General features: G+C 62.4%; 11 protein-coding genes. 3 read left to right on the top strand and 8 right to left on the bottom strand.

Features of this window, described 5'->3' with window-relative positions; all coding sequences use genetic code 11:
- From K3165_RS03385 to K3165_RS03365, 5 genes are all read right to left on the bottom strand, one after another.
- On the bottom strand, positions 1 to 579 hold the full coding sequence (locus K3165_RS03385) for a sugar transferase (RefSeq protein ID WP_221547419.1): 579 nt from the start codon (positions 577 to 579) through the stop codon (positions 1 to 3).
- Between the two features lie 12 nt (positions 580 to 591).
- On the bottom strand, positions 592 to 2,907 hold the full coding sequence (locus tag K3165_RS03380) for a GumC family protein (protein WP_221547418.1): 2,316 nt from the start codon (positions 2,905 to 2,907) through the stop codon (positions 592 to 594).
- Positions 2,908 to 3,061: 154 nt separating this feature from the next.
- Positions 3,062 to 4,873: a hypothetical protein gene (locus tag K3165_RS03375; RefSeq protein ID WP_221547417.1), complete on the bottom strand. Its 1,812-nt coding sequence runs from the start codon at positions 4,871 to 4,873 to the stop codon at positions 3,062 to 3,064.
- A 221-nt stretch (positions 4,874 to 5,094) separates the two neighbouring features.
- Entirely contained in the window at positions 5,095 to 6,288 is a 1,194-nt protein-coding gene (locus K3165_RS03370; RefSeq protein ID WP_221547416.1) for a glycosyltransferase, read from the bottom strand.
- Positions 6,285 to 7,406 (bottom strand): glycosyltransferase family 4 protein, encoded by a 1,122-nt coding sequence (locus K3165_RS03365; protein WP_221547415.1) that lies wholly within the window; start codon positions 7,404 to 7,406, stop codon positions 6,285 to 6,287. Before K3165_RS03365 ends, K3165_RS03370 begins: the two co-directional genes overlap by 4 nt.
- 219 nt (positions 7,407 to 7,625) lie before the next feature.
- On the opposite strand from K3165_RS03365, the gene K3165_RS03360 reads away from it, so the two are divergent.
- Positions 7,626 to 8,468, top strand: coding sequence for a hypothetical protein (locus K3165_RS03360; RefSeq protein WP_221547414.1), 843 nt, complete (start codon positions 7,626 to 7,628; stop codon positions 8,466 to 8,468).
- 14 nt (positions 8,469 to 8,482) lie between these two features.
- Here K3165_RS03360 and K3165_RS03355 read toward each other — a convergent pair whose 3' ends face one another.
- On the bottom strand, positions 8,483 to 9,799 hold the full coding sequence (locus K3165_RS03355) for a pectate lyase family protein (RefSeq protein ID WP_345720354.1): 1,317 nt from the start codon (positions 9,797 to 9,799) through the stop codon (positions 8,483 to 8,485).
- Positions 9,800 to 10,118: 319 nt separating this feature from the next.
- On the opposite strand from K3165_RS03355, the gene K3165_RS03350 reads away from it, so the two are divergent.
- Positions 10,119 to 11,384: a hypothetical protein gene (locus K3165_RS03350; RefSeq protein WP_221547412.1), complete on the top strand. Its 1,266-nt coding sequence runs from the start codon at positions 10,119 to 10,121 to the stop codon at positions 11,382 to 11,384.
- Complete coding sequence (locus tag K3165_RS03345) at positions 11,381 to 12,769, top strand: lipopolysaccharide biosynthesis protein (protein ID WP_221547411.1); 1,389 nt, start codon at positions 11,381 to 11,383, stop codon at positions 12,767 to 12,769. The genes K3165_RS03350 and K3165_RS03345 overlap by 4 nt, the downstream gene beginning before the upstream one ends.
- 41 nt (positions 12,770 to 12,810) lie before the next feature.
- Here the strand turns inward: K3165_RS03345 and K3165_RS03340 are convergent, their stop codons facing one another.
- Both K3165_RS03340 and K3165_RS03335 read right to left on the bottom strand, forming a co-directional pair.
- Positions 12,811 to 14,037, bottom strand: coding sequence for an outer membrane beta-barrel protein (locus K3165_RS03340; RefSeq protein WP_221547410.1), 1,227 nt, complete (start codon positions 14,035 to 14,037; stop codon positions 12,811 to 12,813).
- A gap of 3 nt (positions 14,038 to 14,040) precedes the next feature.
- Positions 14,041 to 14,616 (bottom strand): polysaccharide biosynthesis/export family protein, encoded by a 576-nt coding sequence (locus K3165_RS03335; protein WP_221547409.1) that lies wholly within the window; start codon positions 14,614 to 14,616, stop codon positions 14,041 to 14,043.
- Between the last annotated feature and the right edge of the window lie 98 nt (positions 14,617 to 14,714).

Raw genomic sequence — 14,714 nt, 5'->3', positions numbered from 1 at the left:
TCAGCGATGCTGCGAAAGGTCGGGCTTGGCCCCGCCTGCGACCGAAGTGCGGCGTTCGCCCCCGATCATCACCCAGAATGTCCGCATGAGGATGACCAGATCCCTGCCAAGGCTCGGGTTGCTTACGTAGTCGAGATCGAGCGCGACCTTTTCGTCGAGGCTCAGCAAGGTGTTGCCGTTTACCTGCGCCCAGCCCGTGAGGCCGGGCCGGACCTTGCCCCGTTCTCTTCCCCGCTCTCCCAAGGAGGCGATGGTCTCGGGAAGCAGCGGTCGTGGGCCGACGAACGCCATGTCGCCACGCGCAATCGACCAGAGCCCCGGCAATTCATCCAGACGCGAGCGACGCAGGAACCTGCCCCAGGCGGTTACGCGCTCGTCGTCGGGCAGCAATGCGCCACTGGCATCGCGCTTGTCGGTCATCGAGCGGAATTTCGCGATGTCGAAAGGCTTCCCACCGAGCCCCGAGCGCTGCTGCCTGAAGAGGACGGGAGAGCCTTGGCTCATCCGGGTCAGTAGCCACAAAAGCGCCAGCAGCGGGGCCAGGCCCACCAGCAGGATGATGGCGAATAGGCGCTGCATCCGGCCAGCCTGTCAGGCTGCGCGCGGGCTGCGCCTGAAGAGCCTGCGGACCTGGTCGAGGAAGCTGATCTTCTCGGGTACGTCGTCGACGTAATATTCCGAGGCTTCCATGTAGAACTGGACCGAGTCCCCGTACTTGCGGCGGGCGTGTTCGGCATAATCTACGTGATTGTAGACCACGCCGTTGACCTGGTCGCCCAAGAGCTCGAGCGTCGCCTTCATCTGGTCGACCGTGGTCTGGCCCCAGTGCGCAACGACGACGGTGTTGTCCGTGTAGTCGCACATGGCGCGCGCATCGCGGACGGCGAGCGCCGCGGGCGCATTGATGATTACCTTGTCGAACAGCTGGCTCAGCTTCTCGATCAGCATGGTCAGGCGATAGCTGGTGAGGATCGAAGCGGGGTCGCTTACGGGACGGTTTGCGCTGAGCAGGACGATCCGGGGCTTCTCTTCCTCGCTCTGGTCGCCCTTGCGATGCCATTCGATCATGTCGGGCGACGGATTGGAGAGCAGCGCATCGAGGTCTGCGCGGCCGGTGATCACGTCGACGATATCTGGCGTATCAAGCTCGTTCTGCAGCGTCTGCAACAGGCCGTGGCGCCGAAGGTCGAGGTCGACCACCACTGCCGTCTGACCCATGCTGACCGCAGCTGCTGCCATGGTGAGCGAGACGGTGGATTTGCCATCGCCGGGCAGGGGCGAGGTGATGAGGACCGACTGAGAGCCCGAATTGGGCGAGAGTGCCTTCAACTCGGCATAGGCTGACCTTGCCGCTTCGCCATAAAGCGACTGCGGATTACGCAAAACGAGGTTCTCGTCGATCTTGTCGGAGACGCCGCTCTGGATAGTCGGCAGCATGCCGAGCGTCGGTACGTTCACGAATCTGCGGATTTGCGCAGCGGTACGCAGCCGGTCGTCGATCAGGTCGCGGGCGAAGGCAATCAGGACAGCGATGACGCCCGAACCCAGCAGTGCCAGCAGCACCATCTTCAGCGGCTCAGGCGAAATGCGATCGAAATCGGGGACAGCCGGCGACACGACGAGGGTATTCACGCCTTGTAGCTGCATCTGCGCTTCGATCTGTTCGATGCGATCCGCGATCTTGGCATAGGCAGTATCGGCCAGCACGCTGGCACGCTGCAATTGCGACAGTTCGGCCATGTTCGAATTGTTCTGGTAGGCCTTGGCCGTCATCGAGGCGAGCGTACCCTGGAGACGCGATGCGCGGGCGGCGTCCATCGCGGCATCGCTCCGCGCAAGGGCCGTCATGCGGGCGGCATCGGCAGATGCGACCTCGTTTGCCGCCGCGCGGGCACGGGCCTGCTCGCTGGTCAGGGCACTGTTGACCGATGAAAGCTGCGAATTGACGCGCTGTACGTCGGGATGATTGGGGCCGTAAGTGGCACCGAGGCGAGCCTGTTCGGCAATCAGCTCTGACTGCTGGCGTTCGAGTTGCTGCACCGCTGCGGAGGTGGCCTGTGCGGTACTGCGCAGTCGTGAGGCATTCGAAATACCGGCACTGCGCGAAGCGGAACCGCTGCTGGCAGCACTGGCCGATGCGGCCTCGACTGCGATGCGGTTGATCTGTTGGAGATCTTCCTCGCTACCGGCGCCGACCAGCATACCGGTGCGAGCGCGGAATTCTGAAAGCTCGCGAGCCGCGGTTTCTGCGTCTTCCGCGCGGCTGGCCTGTTCCGACTTCAGCGAAGCGAGCAACTCCTGGCGGCGCTGGTTGCTGTGCGAATTGCGCACGTCACGAACCGATTCCGGATACTGGTTGGCAATGCGGGCAGAGAGCGCGGGAGAACGGGTTGTCGCGGCGACCTGGATGAGGTCGGAACCCGGCTCGCTGGATACCGACATGATCGCCAGGAGCCGGTTGGTCGCAGCCTGCATGAGGGCGTTCTGGCTTTCGGGGACATCGCCCAGTTCGGCGAGGAAAGCCTCGTCTTCGAGGAGCGACAGGTCTTCGATCACCCGTTCGGCTGAAGCACGCGAACGATAGAGGCGCACCGCATTGGCCACGCGTTGTTCGTTGCGCGAATTCACATCGGCCTGGTTGGTCCCCACCTCGTCAACCAGTTCGACCTGCACCTGCGCTACCGAACGATACTGGCTTGGCGCGAGCAATTGCTGGGCGGCCACGGCAAGCGTCGTCAGCCCGACGATCACGATGATCAGCAGCTTGTGACGCTCCAGCAACCGCAGCATGTCGCGCAAGGACATGACCTGCGGGGCCTGTGGTCCTTCGTGGCTTACGGCACTCGCATAGCGGTGATCGACTGCCGTGTTTCCGGAAGCGGCTTGTGGAGCAAGGTATTGGGACATGGTGGCGTCTCGGCTGCTAAAAAGGCTTTCGCCAAGGCAGCATAGCCCGGGCGTTTCCACCCGCAGTATGAACGTTCCGAGACGCTCACCATATCACCCATAGGATAAAATGATGGCTATTGAGATTAGCCAGAGCACTTAGACCATAGGGCTATTAAACCATCGGACGACCGCAATTATAGGCAGGAAGCGCACCGGTGCCGGCATCGTAGATACCGCGGTAGCGATTGTGATCCTGGGCCACGAAATTGAGGTATTCCTCGATGTTGGGATAGCCGTCACCGTCCGCATCGTCGTTCGCATCCCACTTGTCGGGATCGGTGCTGGTGAACTGCTCTTCCCACGCATCGGGCATGCCGTCGTTGTCACGGTCGGGCAGCGCCCCGCCGGTTGCCGTCAGGTTCGCATAGCCGGCGATGGCCGTGCGAATGTCGTTGGGCAGGTCGACGAGATACGGAGCCGCGTCGCAGGTCCGAACATCCTCGATGAATGCCTTGTCGACATTGTCGCGGCAGCTTCCGTCACGGCACAGGTCCGCACCGGCGAAGGCAAGCACATTGCGCATGCCCTGCATCGGGCTGGAGATCATCCAGTCCTCGAACGTCCTGGTAAGTCCCGGTGCCAGCGCGAACCTGACTCCCTGGACGACGTCCTTGCCCTGGATGGCGCAGTTTTCGAGGCCGTTGGAAGTCACGCCGCAAACCGTCGTGGAATCGACGCCGTCGAGGAAGCCGACCGCATCGAGATAATTGTCGGTCACCGTCGACCCGAACTGGCCGGCGATCCGGTTCCTCGGGGTCACGTTGTTCTTCATGTAGACATCGAAGCCGTAGGGCAGGCCGCTGACCGCGCGGTTATAAAGCGCGGGCCAGTAATTGCCCTTGCGGTTGGTGAAGTACGAACCACGGAACCAGGTGTTGCCGATGTAATTCACATAGACCGAACCGAACTGGTTCGATAGCAGGCCACCTTCTTCGGTGTAGTTGTAGAGGACGTTGTTGAGCACGTCGACCTGGCCGGTATCGCCGACACCCCCGTTGCGTACGCCCGGAGACACGTTCATCCCACGCTGCACGCCATGCTGCGACAGGTTGTAGGCGATCGTCATGCGATTGCCCGGCTTGGTGAACCAGGTCTTGCAGTGAAGCGCCGAGCTGTGGCCCGCGTCGCGGCAGATGTTCGGGCCGGCAATCGACCACTGCACGGTGCAGTCGGAGCAGGTGACGTCCATGCTCTCGTCGGTGCCGTACATCGCCGACACGTGGTCGACGATCTGGTAGCGGGTGTTGTTGAGGCGGATCGGGTCGCCGTTATCAGACGGCCGGTTGGGGTGGGGAGCGAACCGCAGCCTGATATGGCGCGCGATCATGTGGTTCCCGTCGCGGCGCGTATCGAGCAGCGAGTCCACCGGATTGTAATTGTTGCCGAGGCGAAGTTCGATCCCGCCGGGCGAGGTCTGGCCCGCGATGTAAATCTTCTCGGTCGTGATCCACGCTTCGGACTGGAGCGTGATGGCGCCGGACACGTCGAACACGCAGTAACGCGGGCGACCTGCCGGGATGCTGTAAGGCGAATTGACCGGCAGCGCCTTGGCGCATTCACGATAAGTGATCTTGCCGTCGTTCGGATCGGCCGAGTCTTCGAGCGAGTTGATCTTGTAGACCACTGCGTTCGACGAACGGACACTGGTGACGCGGCCATATCCAATGGCCGTCGGGAAGGCCATCGGGTGGATCGCCTTGTCGGGGATCCCGCCATCGTCGGGGTTCGCGAAAGCTGCCGCTGCGCCGGCCGTCGACGGGGTGGGCGTCGGAGTAGGCGAGGGGCTCGGGCTCGGGCTGGGGCTCGGACTCGGGCTGGGTACGCCGGTCGTCGGAGGAGCGCTGGAATCGCCGCCGCCACATGCGGCGACAAGCAGGGTTGCTGCGGCAGTCCCAAGTAGGACGCCGGGGTTTAACTTGGCCATTTGCCAACCTTTACAGGGTATTTCAGGTGGATAGGGGAAGGCTGGGCGCAATTTGCACCGGCGACCCTCCTGCACTTAATGTTATCGAGAATATTTCTCTGTCGGGGATGGTTAATAAATCAACACCGAACCGCGGAATTCCGCCAAACAGAGCACTATTTGGGGCGAGTTGTTTGGTTGTGTGGGTTCATTTCACGCAACCCTTGGGGTAGGTTGGGAAATCAGCTGAGCGTGTTCGACTTCCCGACCGGATGCTCCTGGCGATTCGGATTCGGCGCCCGGTTCCCCCGCTTGCTGCTTACCTCACGATACAGGTCCTCGTAGCGCTGTGTGATCGCGTCCAGCGAGTAATTGTCGACGACCCGGTCCCTGCCGGCGAGCCCCAGGCGGCTGCGCTCGTCCCGTGACAGCTCGAGCATTCTCGATATCGCCCCGGCAAGTGTCTCCGGGTCCTCGGGCGAGACGATCTCACCGGCCGGCCCGACGATGGCGCTGCTGTCACCCACGTCGGTCGAGATTACAGGCACGCCGCAGGAGAGTGCTTCACCGATGACGTTCGGGAAGGCCTCGCCCCAGCCTGACGGGACCGCGAGTATGTCGATACCCGGCAGCCATTCGGCAACGTCGAGCCGCGCATCACAGGTCGTGACGCGACCTGACGGAAGATTTGCGATCAACTCCTGCAAATCATTCGGCGGCTCTGCCAGCCCGTGACCCACCATCAACAGGTGGAAATCGCTGCCTCGCTGCATCGCTATCGTGGCAGCGGCCAGAAGGTTGGCATGTCCTTTCATGGGATGGAGCCTAGCGATGCACCCCATGACGGGACGACCAGGAGGTATCCCGAACAGGGCTTCGACCTTCTCACTAGCCTCGGGATCGGGGCGGAAGAGAGAACAGTCGAAGCCATTCGGGATCACGATCCGCTGCGCGGCGGAAAAACCGTAGGCTTCGTGCTGTGCTGCCGATGCGGCGGAGTTGTAGACAATGGCGCTGGGACGGTGCGACAGGCGCCGGCTGATGGCCAGCAGGGCTCTCGTGCGAAGGGTCTCGCGCCGGGCATCTTCCAGCGAATGGCGAATATTCCAGATGGTCGGGATTGCACTCCGGTTGGCAAACTGGGCGTAAGTGACTGCCAGGTTGCCGTGATACATCCATCCATGAAGGACGTCGGGGCCGATCTCGCGCACAAGCTTGGTCAGGCGCCTTGCCGCAGCGATCGTGGGCAACCCGCGTTCCATTCCGAGCGTGTGCACCGTCGCGCCGGTCGCTGTGATCCGTTCCGCCAGCGGGCCGGGCTTTAGCAGGGAAAGCACGTGTTGCGTTTGCGGCCTGGGATCTTTCTCGATCAGCTTGGCCAACATGTTTTCAGCGCCACCGACGTTCAGTCCCGTGATGACGTGCAGGATCTTCATGCAGCGATTTCCGAGTACAGGTCCTCGATCGCACGCACGTGCTTGTTGATTCCGAAACTGCTCAGCGCATGCTCGCGCGCGTTCGCCGCAATCCGCGCGCCGAGGGTGGGATCGTCATCGAGGAGCGCGAGCTGCTTCGCCATGTCTTCGGGATCGTCGGCCTTTGCCAAGAGGCCGGTCTCACCATGTTCGATAGCCTCGATATTGCCTCCAGACGCTGCAGCAACGACCGGTGTGCCGACCAGCATGGCTTCGACGAGCGTGCGCCCGAACGGCTCGTTCACGGCGGGTACCAGCAGCGCATCGCAAGCAGCAATCCAGCGCTCTGCAGGCTTGCGGAAGCCCATCATGAGCACACGGTCCTGAAGGCCGTTTCGTTCAATGGCATCGCGGACCCGCTCTTCGAAACCTGCTTCGTATTCCTCTCCGAAGAGCAGGCCGTAGATCTTCCTCCCGGGATTTTCGCGCAAGGCCGCGGCGATCGCGTCGACAAAGGTTTCCGGTCTCTTGCGGTCGCCGAACTGGGCGAAGAACCCGACGATGAAACTGTCTGCGTCGAAGCCCAGCTCTTCCAGCGCTTCACGCCTGCTTTCGCTGCGGTCGATGTCGGCACAGGAGGTGTCGAAGGGAGAATGGATGACGCGGCACCGGTCACCGGCCGAATAGTTCGATGGCTGCGGCGATGCGTAATGCGACACGGAAACCACGGCCCGGGCGGTCAGGGGCGCGACGAAGCGAAGGCCCTTCGCACGGGGATGGCCGCGATGGTGCCAGACCTGCTCCACTCCCGCCAACTTGGCTGCCAGCCCCCAGACCACGTGGTTGCGCCCTTCATTGGTGTGCACATAGTCGAAGCGGCCCTCCTTGAGGTGAGCAATCGCTGCGCGCACACTCGAGGTGAGGCCGATCAGCGTTTCGGAACTCGGGTCGGGCATGGCGATGCGGGAGTAGGGTATGCCCTCATCATCCAGCATCCTGCCCAGATCGCCTTCCGGCCCGGACAGGAGCACCTGCGGTTCGAACCGCGCCGGGTCGAGTTCGCGCAGCATGGTCAATGCCGAGATATGGCTGCCGCCGACCATTCCGTCGGTGAAAGGGAAGCATATTCTGATCGGCATTCAACTGGCCTCGCCGTTGCTGCGCAGAGAATTCCCGCGCTGTATCGCCCCGATTATGGCGTAATCCCGGATCTCATGGGCAGATAAATAGGCCAATATCCAAAAGGCTACCAAGCCTTGCGGCCGTTATCTCGGAGGGGCAGCGGCTTGCTCGCATGCTCAATTGCGACTTGCCAGCGGATAGGCTGTTTATCGTTGGGAAACGAGCATCCTGAAACCATGTCCATCGCAGCTTCGCGCTTCTTCTCGCTGCCGCCCGAGCAGATCACACCGGCCCTCGAGGTCGCGTTCTTCAGCAGCCTGAAGACCGGCAACGATACCTTCAAGAAAACCGACGTCCGCCGCTTCGAGGAAATCGACGGCCTTGTTGCGGCAGAGCTTGGGAAGGCATTTCCGGGAGAGACGCTCGAACTTCTCGACGTCGGCATCTCCTCCGGCACGACCACGATGGAACTCGCCGAGGCTCTCGAGCAGGCAGGTGCCGACTTCCGTATCACCGCCACGGATCGCAGCTTTGCCGCATCCATTCTCGACGGCCCGCTCGGCAGTCGCGCGCTAGTGGAGGACAGTGGGCATATCCTCCAGTTCGAGATTTTGGGCCGACCACTAAGAGCCTGGGACAGGCGGCTGGATCGCTTCACAGGGAGGTCGATCCTCAATGCGGCGCTGCGCAAGGTCATCGGCAAGTCGGCCAAGGTACAGGCAGGCAATCGACCTGTCGAGCTTGTCAGTCCGCGGCTAAGGGACCAGCCCAGCGTAACCATCGCGGAAGATGACATCTTCACGCGGACTCCCGCGTTCGAGCGCAAGTTCCACTTCGTTCGCGCGGCGAATATTCTCAATCTCGACTATTTCGAGAACGACCGGATTTCTACCGGCCTTGGTCATTTGCGGGCTTACCTGCGCGGACCGGGTGCGCTTCTCCTGCTCGTGAGGACGGACAAGGTGACCGGTCGCAATAACGGCACTCTATTCCGGCTCGACGAAGATTACGGGTTCGAAATCGTCCGGAGGTTCGGCGACGGAAGCGAAGTCGAGGACCTCGTTCTGTCTGTCGCCTGAGAGCGCGGCCCTGATCAACCACCTACGAGCTGGTCGCTCAGGTCGTCGAGGAATTGCTCGAGATTGGAAATCCCGTCTCCATCGCTGTCTGACCAGGCATCTGCCGTTTCGGGATCCGCTCCGTGGTCGCGTTCCCATCGGTCGTCCATGCCGTCTTCGTCGGCGTCGGGATAGGGGGTGCCAGCCTCGATAGCGGGAATGCTGCCGGGCGCCTTTGCCAGTTTGCCGCCCTTGCGCTGGACCTCGGAGACAACCTGCCTGTCGAGCGCATCCCTTGGATGTGCGCCGGCAGACTGCAGGACCTGCGAGTAGGCGTCTTGGGCTGAGAGAGGCTGCATGGTGAACTGGCAGGGCGGGGTGTCGGTGGCGATGTCGGCGACCGAGCCATCGAGGTGGGTGAAAGGACCGTCAAAAGCATTCCCGCGGATGTAGGCGGTGGCCTTGCCTTTGCTGCCGATTGTCTGACGCACGATACCCACGGCATCGCGCCGCGTGTCCGGCCCGGCGATGAAAATGTTGCCGACGATCGACACCGGGCTTCCGCCATGGCTTTCCCAGACCTCCGCAAATTCCGATTCCGCATTGTAGAAGACGTTGTTGAAGATCTCGATGCACGAACCCGGTGTGAAATTGATATCCGGATTTCGGTCGCCATTGTGGGCGCACAAATTGCCGATGAAGCTGACGCGCTGCGGCTCGAAGGAATCCGCCGCCAGCAAGGCGCACTTGTCGTGCCTCGGGATGCCCCAGGAGAAGATGGAATTGCTGATCGTGATTGCGTCATTGTCGGCGTAGCCGTTGACGATCTCGTCTCTGGCCCAGCTGGCACTGACGTGATCGACGATCACCCGTGAACTTTGTTCGATAGTGACGGCGTCTTCGGAGCCGCGTTCATTGCCGGCGCGATCGGTCCTGACCCGCAAGTGCCTCACCACGACGTCATGCGTGTCCTTGATGACCAGCGGGGTCCTGCCCGCATCGCCGCCGCTATGCGCCAGCGTTATTCCTCCGCCGGGTGCAGTTTGCCCGGCGATGGTGATATACGGGTTGCGTATCCGTGGAGGGCGCTGGGTGAAGCGGATGACGCCGGAAACCCGGAATACGCAGACGCGTGGTCCGTCTGCTTCGATACAGGCACGCAGGCTGCCCGGGCCGGAGTCCTCCAGCGTAGTCACCGCGATTACCGTGCCGCCGCGGCCCCCCTCGCTGACAGCGCCGAAGCCTTGTGCTCCGCGAAAAGCAAGCTTGCTGGCGGGAGGCGCCACCTGTTCGGCGTCGCTGTCGTCGATCTGCTGCGCAAGCCCGTTGCCCGGTCCCGAGCAGGAGGTCACGGCAATGCAGGCCGCACCCAGAAGGCCCCGGATCCTGCGGGATTGGCCGGTCCGGCATTTCGATTGCGACGGTTTGCGCGATGAACTGTGAGGCGGTGGTGTCATGGCTACCCTTCAGACCTGCCGTGTGGCAGGAAATCAGCAATTACATACAGTATTTTAGCCGCCGGACGGGGTCTCTTTGGGGGTAGCGGGGTGATTCCCTTGCGAGACCTGCGGTTCAAATGCGTCAATCCACTAGCCGCCTGACCCTTGGGCGCGGGGCGGAACAAGCGGTAGGTTTGCCGACAGTGCGCAACCGAAAAATCCCGGGATGACCTTGGCAAGCTCGACAGCAGACCAGCAATTCCTGCCTCCGGGCGGTGCCGTCAGGCATGCCGAGGCTCGCACCTATGCCTCGCGCTGGGAAAGGATCGCCTATTTCTGCCTGCTGGGAGGAATGTTCACGCTGACATGGAACATCGTGCGGCTTGGCGATGTGAACCTCAGTCTCTCGGACGGCCTGTTCCTGTTCGTGATCATGTTCCTCGTGGCGCGCGGGCACCTCAACGTACAGCCCTTCGGGTCAGCCACCCCGATCTGGTATATTGGGCTATTGCTGATGCTTGGCGGTTTGTTGATCAGCTCGATCATCAACGGTGTCGCGGTGCGCTGGATAAGCGTGGCTGCGCAATATGCCTTCGCTTTCCTCGCCATTCCGATGATGCTGGCGAGTTGGCGCCGGCAAGTGCTCGACAGGTGTATTGTCGCATTCGCGCTCGGGGTGGTGCTTTCGCAGGCCATCGCTTTCGGTGCGAACCTTTTCTTCACCTACCATGATACGTGGATGGTCATGGGGCGCGATTTCATTACCGCCACTGGCCGCGTCGGAGCCCTGTCAGGCAATCCCAACACCAACGGAGCGGTGGCAACCTTCTGCCTGCTGAGCCTGATCTACATCTTCCACCGGGGCCTCCTCCCGCGCTGGCTGGTCTTCTTGTGCGCAGCACTCGCCGGATGGGGCCTGATCTCGAGCGCCAGTTTTACGTCTTTCGTCCTGGCAAGCATCGCCCTGCCGCTCGCATCGCTGTTCCTCTGGCCAAGAGGCACGCTGGTCGGGGTTCTGGTAGTCCTTTTCGCCATAGCGGTTGGTGTGACGTCAGAGGTTCCTTTGCCCGCCGTGTTCGAGCAACGCGTGGCGGAGGCACTTGCCCAGGGCAATCTCGACCAGGCGGGGACTTTCTCCGGCCGCTGGGCAATGGCGCTGGAAGCGTGGCGCCTGTCGGGTGACACGGCGCTGATCGGCTTCGGTGCCGACGGCTATCGCGCTGTCAGCGCCCATCAGGCCCCGGTGCATGTTCTCCCGCTCTTGTTGATGACGGAGGGAGGGCTTCCATCGCTGCTCGGGCTGCTGGTGCTGCTCATCATGCTCTGGGTGCTCGGTTTCAGCATCCTGCGGAGTTTGAGAGCCGATGCTGCGCTGGTGCTCGGCCTCCTTGTCGTCTTCACTGGCTTCACCTTCTCAGTGCCGCATATGTACGCCCGCATGTGGGTTGTCCCGGTGCTGCTGGGTCTCGTGCACGCTCTCAAGTGGCGCGAGCAGTGAGCCAACCCTCCCGATATCCTGCCGAGGTGGCGGACACCCCGGCGGCCAATGATGCAGCCGCGCTTTCCGGAAAGCTGGGCAAGTCCTTCTTCGGATCGCGCCTCGTCAGCATCCTCCACCTGTTCGGCGGGAATATCGCGAACAGCCTGCTCATGCTCCTCGGGACGGCGCTGGCGGCGCGTACGCTGGGTACCGAGCAGTTCGGGGTCTTCGTTCTGGTCCTCACACTGGGCCGCTTTAGCGAACGTCTCGTGAGGTTCGAATCGTGGCAGCCGCTGATCCGTTTCGCGGCCAGCGAAGAACAGTCATTCGACAGCGACCGCATGGGTTCGCTCTTCCTCTACGGACTCCTGCTCGACACGGCGAGTTGCCTGCTTGCCGCGGCTCTCACCATCGGTGGCGGACTGCTGCTGATGCAAACGATCGGCCTGCAGTCGGAAGACCTGCCGCTGGTCATGATCTTCGCAGCGGCGATCGCCCTCAACATCCGCGGGTTTCCCACTGCCGCCCTGCGCTTGGGAGGCCAGTTCCGGACGCTTGCCTATCTGCAGACGGTTTCGAGCTTCGTCCGCATCGTGCTCGCCTTCGGCGCCTTCCTAATGGGGTTGGACGTGCTCGCGTTCATCCTGATCTGGACCGGGGTGCAGATCTTCGACACCGCGCTGTTCCTCTTTATCAGCTTCAGGAGCCTCAAGAGGCAGGGCGTGGCAAACCCGCTCAAAGCAGAGTGGAGAAACCTGCCGCAGCGCTTCCCGGGCTTCATGAGCTTCGCCTGGTCGACCAATATCTCGAGCACCTTGCGGACCATGACGCAGGAAGCCGACACGTTGCTGGTCGGCGCTCTCGGGGGAGCGTCGTCGGCCGGTTTCTACCACATCGCCAAACGCGTCGCGAAGGTCGCGATGCAGATCGGGGCGAATGTGCAGGCCGTGATGTATCCCGATATGGCGCGGCTCTGGGCCAAGCTTGAAATCCGTGCCTTCCGCACGGTCACCTCCCGATTGCAGCTCGCCCTGCTGGCGATCGGCCTTGCGGCACTGGTCGCGACGATCTTCCTTGGCAAACCGGCGATAGCGCTGGTTCTCGGTAGCGAGTTTGCAGAGGCATACGGTCTCCTGATCGCCCAGATGGTCGCGGTGATCCTGATCCTTCACGCGGCGCCCTCGCGATCAGCACTGCTTTCGATGGGCAGGCCGGGTGTCGTCCTGAAGGTTGCGGCGCTGTCTACCGTCCTCTTCTTCATCACGGCATTCGTGACCATGCCGATCTACGGCGCCCTGGGGGCGAACCTTGCGCACATCGCGTTTGGCCTGCTGACCGCCGTCGCGCTCGACGTCGTCTGGTGGCGGGAGTCGCGCAAGGCCATGGAAGGAACCGCCGATTAGGATATCGCTTCGGGATTGATGGGCGCGGCTTCGCCGCTGCGTCAGTACCTGAGCCTCAGGCCAACCCCACCACGGAACCGGTCGAACTCGTCGCTCAACAGGTCGCTCTGCCGGTCTCCGTAGCTGGCATCGGCCACCACAGACAGGTGACGGCTCACGAGAAACTCCAGCTCGCCGCGCACGATAGCGGTTTCTTGCTCGATGTCCGTTCCGCGGAACTTGCTGCGGCGATACCCCACCGATAGCGAGGAATAGAGGTTGTGGCGGATTTCCTGCTGCCAGGTCAGGCGGAGGGTCGTGTCAGTTCGCCCGGTCGCCCCGTTGCGGAAAGTGGCGACATCGCCGCTCGAGCCCGATAGCGTCAGCGCGGTGCGCCGCTGCGGCCGGTAGGTCACGTTCGCCGCGAGCGAGAACCCGGTGCGATCATCGAAAGTCGGCTCGTCGGGTTCGAAGCGGAAGACACCTGCGGAGATCGCGCCCTCGACGAGGCCGCCCGGTGCGAAGCTGAGACCTGCACGGCCACCCCATGTCGTGGAATTGCGCTCCAGTCCGGCAAGATCGGTCTCGAGCCGGAAATCGCGGCGGCTGGCAAAGCCCGTTGCGGTCACGAAGACAGAACCTGCGACCCGGAAGCCGACGGTGGCGCTGCCGCTGTAGGACGTGAAATCGCGGTTGTCGTCGACCACGGACCGCGCGTTATATTTCGCGACATCGGCCTGAAGATCGAGCAGGATCCGTCCGCGTTCGCGGCGGTAATGGCCATTGCCGCTCAGGATGTCGATTTGACGCGGTCCCGGTGCCAGGACATCGCGAGCTTCCGGGTCGCCCCTGTCCTCGATGGCACGCTCGAACTGCGCGCCGAAGCCAAGCGACTCTCCCTCGACAGGCGTCCATGTGAAATCGCCGAAAAAGCGTGCAGCTTCGGAATCCTCGGTCGTCTGGTCGGCATGGCGGCGGACCACCGATTGCGTCCCGATTTCGAAGCGGGATTTCCCGCTGTCGATTGCCGCGGTGACATAAGGAGACAGTTCGAAAACGACGTCGTCGATCTCGTTGTCGGGCAGGGCATAGAGGTTGCTGTCGTATTGCGTGCTCGCGCGCACGCCGACCGTCACGTCGAACGGGCCGATGCGGGTCGGATCGATCTCGTACTCGGGATCGTCACGCGGGATTGCAGGCGCCGTATCGGGCAGCGACTGGGCGGCCAGCGGTGCATGAACGAGCGCCGCTGCTGCGACAGAAAGCGAGAGAAATGTTGCCCCCCGCATCGATCAGAACCAGCGCTCGTAGACGCGGATGCGGTCGCCCGGCATGACCAGCGTGGTCTCGTCCGCCTTGCCGACGACTTCGCGGCCGTCGATGTTGCGTGTCACTTCCACCTCTCCGGAATCGGCGCGATAGGTGTAGCCGCCCGCTGCGGAAATGGCTGCGAGTACGGTCATGCCCTGGCGATAGGTAAACTCGCCGGGACGGTTCACTTCACCCAGCACGTAGAACGGGCGCAGGGCCGCGGGCTGCACGTTGACGACCGGCGCATTGAGAATGCCGGCGCTGCGATACTGGTCTTCGACCTTCGAACCGATTTCGCGGAAGGTAAGTCCGCGGACCTCGATCTGCTTGACCATAGGAAGGGAAATGGTTCCGGAATCGTCGACCGTGTAGTCGCCTGATGCCGCATCGAGGTCCTGCACGGTGATCTTCAGCGTATCGCCGGTATTCACGCGGTATTCGCCGCCCGGAGGTGCCGGAATTGTCGCTAGTCCACCCGGTCCGCCGCACCCGGTGAGTGCTGCGCTTGAAAAGGCGGCGAAGAACGCCATGCCGAGCAATCCGAGTAAGCGGGACATTGTTTTCTCCGTTATTATTGCACCCGTCCTGATGGACCTTCACGGGTGACCCTAGCGCATGCAGGACACCTGCTGGTGGACAATTAAGTCGATGACCA

It is taken from the genome of Qipengyuania xiamenensis (genome assembly GCF_019711495.1).
Classification (GTDB): Bacteria; Pseudomonadota; Alphaproteobacteria; order Sphingomonadales; family Sphingomonadaceae; genus Qipengyuania; species Qipengyuania xiamenensis.
The sequence above is the reverse complement of the archived record's forward strand: the minus strand, read 5'-3'. Positions and strand labels throughout refer to the sequence as shown.

What these genes read in the sequence shown, in the direction of transcription:
- K3165_RS03385 (WP_221547419.1), bottom strand. Translation starts at nt 579, where the DNA reads ATGCAGCGCCTATTCGCCATCATCCTGCTGGTGGGCCTGGCCCCGCTG.
- K3165_RS03380 (WP_221547418.1), bottom strand. Translation starts at nt 2,907, where the DNA reads ATGTCCCAATACCTTGCTCCACAAGCCGCTTCCGGAAACACGGCAGTC.
- K3165_RS03375 (WP_221547417.1), bottom strand. Translation starts at nt 4,873, where the DNA reads ATGGCCAAGTTAAACCCCGGCGTCCTACTTGGGACTGCCGCAGCAACC.
- K3165_RS03370 (WP_221547416.1), bottom strand. Translation starts at nt 6,288, where the DNA reads ATGAAGATCCTGCACGTCATCACGGGACTGAACGTCGGTGGCGCTGAA.
- K3165_RS03365 (WP_221547415.1), bottom strand. Translation starts at nt 7,406, where the DNA reads ATGCCGATCAGAATATGCTTCCCTTTCACCGACGGAATGGTCGGCGGC.
- K3165_RS03360 (WP_221547414.1), top strand. Translation starts at nt 7,626, where the DNA reads ATGTCCATCGCAGCTTCGCGCTTCTTCTCGCTGCCGCCCGAGCAGATC.
- K3165_RS03340 (WP_221547410.1), bottom strand. Translation starts at nt 14,037, where the DNA reads ATGCGGGGGGCAACATTTCTCTCGCTTTCTGTCGCAGCAGCGGCGCTC.
- K3165_RS03335 (WP_221547409.1), bottom strand. Translation starts at nt 14,616, where the DNA reads ATGTCCCGCTTACTCGGATTGCTCGGCATGGCGTTCTTCGCCGCCTTT.